This window comes from Chryseobacterium sp. CG10_8 (assembly GCF_058117085.1).
Genome location: NZ_JBYVEB010000173.1, coordinates 1 through 3,666 on the forward strand (window position 1 = coordinate 1; position 3,666 = coordinate 3,666).

The 3,666-nt window shown below is 34.8% G+C and carries 6 protein-coding genes; 4 read left to right on the forward strand and 2 right to left on the reverse strand.

From position 1 onward, the window contains the following. The first annotated feature begins 88 nt into the window (after window positions 1-88). Window positions 89-472 (forward strand): helix-turn-helix domain-containing protein, encoded by a 384-nt coding sequence (locus AC4AGG_RS15670; protein WP_489772958.1) that lies wholly within the window; start codon window positions 89-91, stop codon window positions 470-472. On the opposite strand, the gene AC4AGG_RS15675 is transcribed toward AC4AGG_RS15670, so the two are convergent. Then, the gene (locus AC4AGG_RS15675) at window positions 469-897 is read right to left on the reverse strand and encodes an exosortase F system-associated membrane protein (protein WP_489772959.1); all 429 of its coding nucleotides are present in this window, start codon (window positions 895-897) and stop codon (window positions 469-471) included. The genes AC4AGG_RS15670 and AC4AGG_RS15675 overlap by 4 nt on opposite strands. Further along, window positions 894-1,418, reverse strand: a complete 525-nt coding sequence (gene xrtF / locus AC4AGG_RS15680; protein WP_489772960.1) for an exosortase family protein XrtF — start codon at window positions 1,416-1,418, stop codon at window positions 894-896. Before xrtF ends, AC4AGG_RS15675 begins: the two co-directional genes overlap by 4 nt. A 51-nt stretch (window positions 1,419-1,469) precedes the next feature. Here xrtF and AC4AGG_RS15685 point away from each other — a divergent pair, with 51 nt between their 5' ends. The 3 genes from AC4AGG_RS15685 to AC4AGG_RS15695 are packed head-to-tail and all read left to right on the forward strand — an operon-like array spanning window position 1,470 to window position 3,662. Next, window positions 1,470-2,489, forward strand: a complete 1,020-nt coding sequence (locus AC4AGG_RS15685) for an aminoglycoside phosphotransferase family protein (protein ID WP_489772961.1) — start codon at window positions 1,470-1,472, stop codon at window positions 2,487-2,489. A 54-nt stretch (window positions 2,490-2,543) separates the two neighbouring features. Then, window positions 2,544-2,945: a RapZ C-terminal domain-containing protein gene (locus AC4AGG_RS15690; protein ID WP_489772963.1), complete on the forward strand. Its 402-nt coding sequence runs from the start codon at window positions 2,544-2,546 to the stop codon at window positions 2,943-2,945. 3 nt (window positions 2,946-2,948) lie between these two features. Continuing rightward, window positions 2,949-3,662 carry a nucleotidyltransferase family protein gene (locus AC4AGG_RS15695; protein WP_489772962.1) on the forward strand — a complete coding sequence of 238 codons (714 nt, stop codon included), beginning with the start codon at window positions 2,949-2,951 and terminating at the stop codon, window positions 3,660-3,662. Window positions 3,663-3,666: the final 4 nt, after the last annotated feature.

A 3,666-nucleotide genomic window follows, 5' to 3' on the forward strand; every position in this document is an offset into this window, starting at 1 on the left:
TTATATCAAAACCAATCTCTTACAAACAAATTATTGCTTAAATGCCTAATTTAATAATTTTTATTACTTTAGTGGTAAATTTTGAAATATGGTCACTTTAGGTACGAAACTAAGAAAATTAAGAGATAGCAAAAGATTGTCACAATCAGAAATTGCTGATAGTTTGGGCGTTTCGCAATCTGCATATAATAAATGGGAAGCTGATCAAGCCAAGCCCAACTTAGATAACCTAATGAAAATAAGTGAATTTCATGATATTGAAATTAAAGATCTTCTAGAAGAAAGTACTGGAATTGTTTCTAATAATGTTTTTAAAGATTCTAGTGTATCGCATCACATATTTAATTATGCGCAAACAGTAAATATGCAGTCTCCCGAAACAATTAATAATATTTTGAAAAATCAAGAACAAATTACTAAATTAATCGAAATGCAAAACAAACTAATTGATCAGTTTATCAATAAACGTTAGACTTCCAGCATCTTCTTTCTATAATAAAACATCGGAATAATCAATAGTAAAATAACGGGCTGTATAACAAACCTCCGCATGTAGAACGAAAACTGATATCCAATTTCAAATTGAGTAGAAATAGCGTAAAGATAGATGGGTAAAAAGACCAAAAACACAATCGTCATCATGACCACCGCTTGAAGCGTCCAACGTTTATTCATAAAAATAAACTGAATGATCACTGCAGAGAAAAACAAATTAAGGACAAAACGGAAAATATAATTCAAAATTAGTTTCCCCCACTCTACTTCGGGAAATACCATCTGCCTGTTTGCTTCATGAAAATAGTTAAGAAATGGGTCATAGAACATCCCTTCCATGGCCCTCACTCCTACAAGACCAAGAATTCCGATAATCACCAAAAGCCACTTTAGAATTTTCATTTTTTTCTAAATACAAAAAACTGAATCCATACAAGCCAAAGCACAACAACAGTCCCATAGATGATGGCTGGGAAAGCATAATCATGAGCTATTTTGGAATATTCAGGCATGGTAAATACCAAAATATTAAGTCCCACGATTCGCAAAACATTCATAATGTGAAGCAAGACAAGCCCGCCCAACGTGAAAGCAAAAGTCTTCCATCCTTTGTAAAACGCAAAAATAAAAGCTACAAAGAAAATCATGACCGACACCGCGTTACAACCTTCCACCATTCGAGTGACTTGCTGTCCATTCACTACATAACCTACGGTTTCGTATGTTGGATATTCTGCAAGTTGAGTTGGATATCCTATTTGGTTCTGTATCCCTTGCACTTGTTCTGCAATCCAATAGGAAAAAGAGTCCAGATTAACACCTTCAAATGGCTTAAGATACGATTGATAAAGAAAAAAAAGTATCAAAAAGAGAACGAGAAATCTCGCCAAAATAATCAAAGCCGGTCGAAAGTCTTTTAACATACCTTGCAAATATAAAGATTAGTTGCCAAATTAGTATCTTTGCGGTTACGTATGATTGTGAAAAAAGCCCAACACTTTTTTGAAACCAAAATCGGAGAAAAAATCACTTCGTGGACCGAAATTCCGCAAAGTGGCTCTTCCCGCATCAACTTCATAGCTGACTCTGCCAAAGGTCGTTTTGTAATTACATACAACGAAAATCTTAGAGAAAATGAAAGTTTTTTTTACTTTTCGGAAATCTTTTCGGAACTTCGATTGAACACTCCTAAGATTATCGCTATTTCTGATGACAGATTGCTATATATCCAAGATTATTTAGGAAACCAAACGCTTTCTCAAATCATCGAAAAGCATCAAGAAAGTGACTTTGTAAAACAATTAGTCAAGCAAAGCCTTGAAAAACTTCACCATCTTCAAGTTTCGACGAAGGACAAAATTGACTACTCCAAAACCTTTGAATACGAAAGATATGACGAGCTTCCTGTTCTCCACGATTTATTTTATTTTAAAAATTTCTTTGTTGATGTTTTAGAGCTTCCCTATCACAAATCAACGCTTCTTTTGGAGTTTAAACAAATTGTTGAAAACATCGAACATCTCCAACCAAAAGGTTTGATGATAAGAGATTTTCAAGCAAGAAATATTTTGGTCAACGAGAACAATCAAGTTTCTTTTATCGACTACCAATCAGCGATGGAAGGACCAATGATGTACGATGTTGTTTCGTTTCTTTTTCAAGCAAAAGCTAATTTTTCGGAAGACTTCAAAATCGAAATGTTAGAATATTATATTCAGCAATTTGATGACGTAGAAACACAACAAGAATTGCGAAAAGCAATCCCGTACATGCAACTCATAAGATTTTTACAAGTTTTAGGAGCTTATGGATTTCGAGGTCTTATCCAAAGGAAATCACATTTTATATCAAGCATCCAAAAGGGGATTGAAAATATTGTCGCTTTCTCCAAAAATTGGCCTGAAATGAATCAATTTCCAGAACTGAAAACGCTGATCGCACAGTTAGAAACCCAATCAACAAGAGCTAAAATAGAACAAATCACCCAAAAATAATATGCAGAACTAAAATATAATCTGCAAAAAATGAATAAAACACCCAACAAAAATATGTTAACAATCGACATTCACAGTTTTTCATATAAAATTGGAGGCATCCCAAAAGACGATTCTGGAAATGGAGGCGGCTTTTGTTTTGACTGCAGAGGAATCCTTAACCCAGGACGAATCGATATCTACAAATCCCAAACAGGAAAAGACATTGGCGTCCAAGAATTCTTAGAAACTCAAACCAAAATGCCAGAATTCTTAAAAACCATTCAGCAAATGATTTCCATCACCATTGAAAATTATTTGGAAAGAGGATTCGAAAATCTTCAAATCAATTTTGGTTGTACAGGAGGCCAACATCGTTCTGTATATGGAGCAGAAAAAACAGCAGAATTTATTAGAGCAAAATATCCTGAAGCGATTGTTACCGTAACTCACGACCAACAACCACAGCTTAACTAACCAATGAAAGCACTACTTTTTGCAGCTGGGAAAGGCACCCGCCTCAAACCCTTTACTGACCATCACCCAAAAGCAATGGCTCCCGTCAATGGAGTCCCTCTTTTGGAACGGAATATCAAATACCTTAAGAGCTACGGAATTACTGATTTCGTGATTAATATTCATCACTTTGGAGCTCAAATTGTCGATTTCTTGAAAAAGAACAACAACTTTGATTGTAATATAGAGATTTCTGATGAGAAGGATGCTCTTTTAGAAACTGGTGGAGGATTGGTATTTGCAAAAAAATTTTTGGACCACGGCGAAGATTTTTTGATTCTTAACGCAGATATTTTAACTGACCTCAACATTACAGAATTTGTAAAATACCATCAAGAGAAAAATGATTTTGCTACATTAGCGGTTTCAGATAGGGATAGTTCGAGAAAATTATTATTCAATTCAGACATGATTTTACGAGGTTGGCTTAATGTGCAAACGGGAGAGCAACGATTAGCAGAGTTCAACAAAGGTTTCAAAGCTTTAGCTTTTAGCGGATTGCACTGCATTAACCCAGAAATTTTCAACAAAATAAAGAGAACAGGGAAGTTTTCAATTATGGAAGAATATCTGGACATGATGCTCACCGAAAGCATCCATGGTTACCTTCATCAAGCCACTTTAATCGATGTTGGAAGACCTGAATCTGTTCTGTTGGCCGAACAATTGTTTAAATAAATTT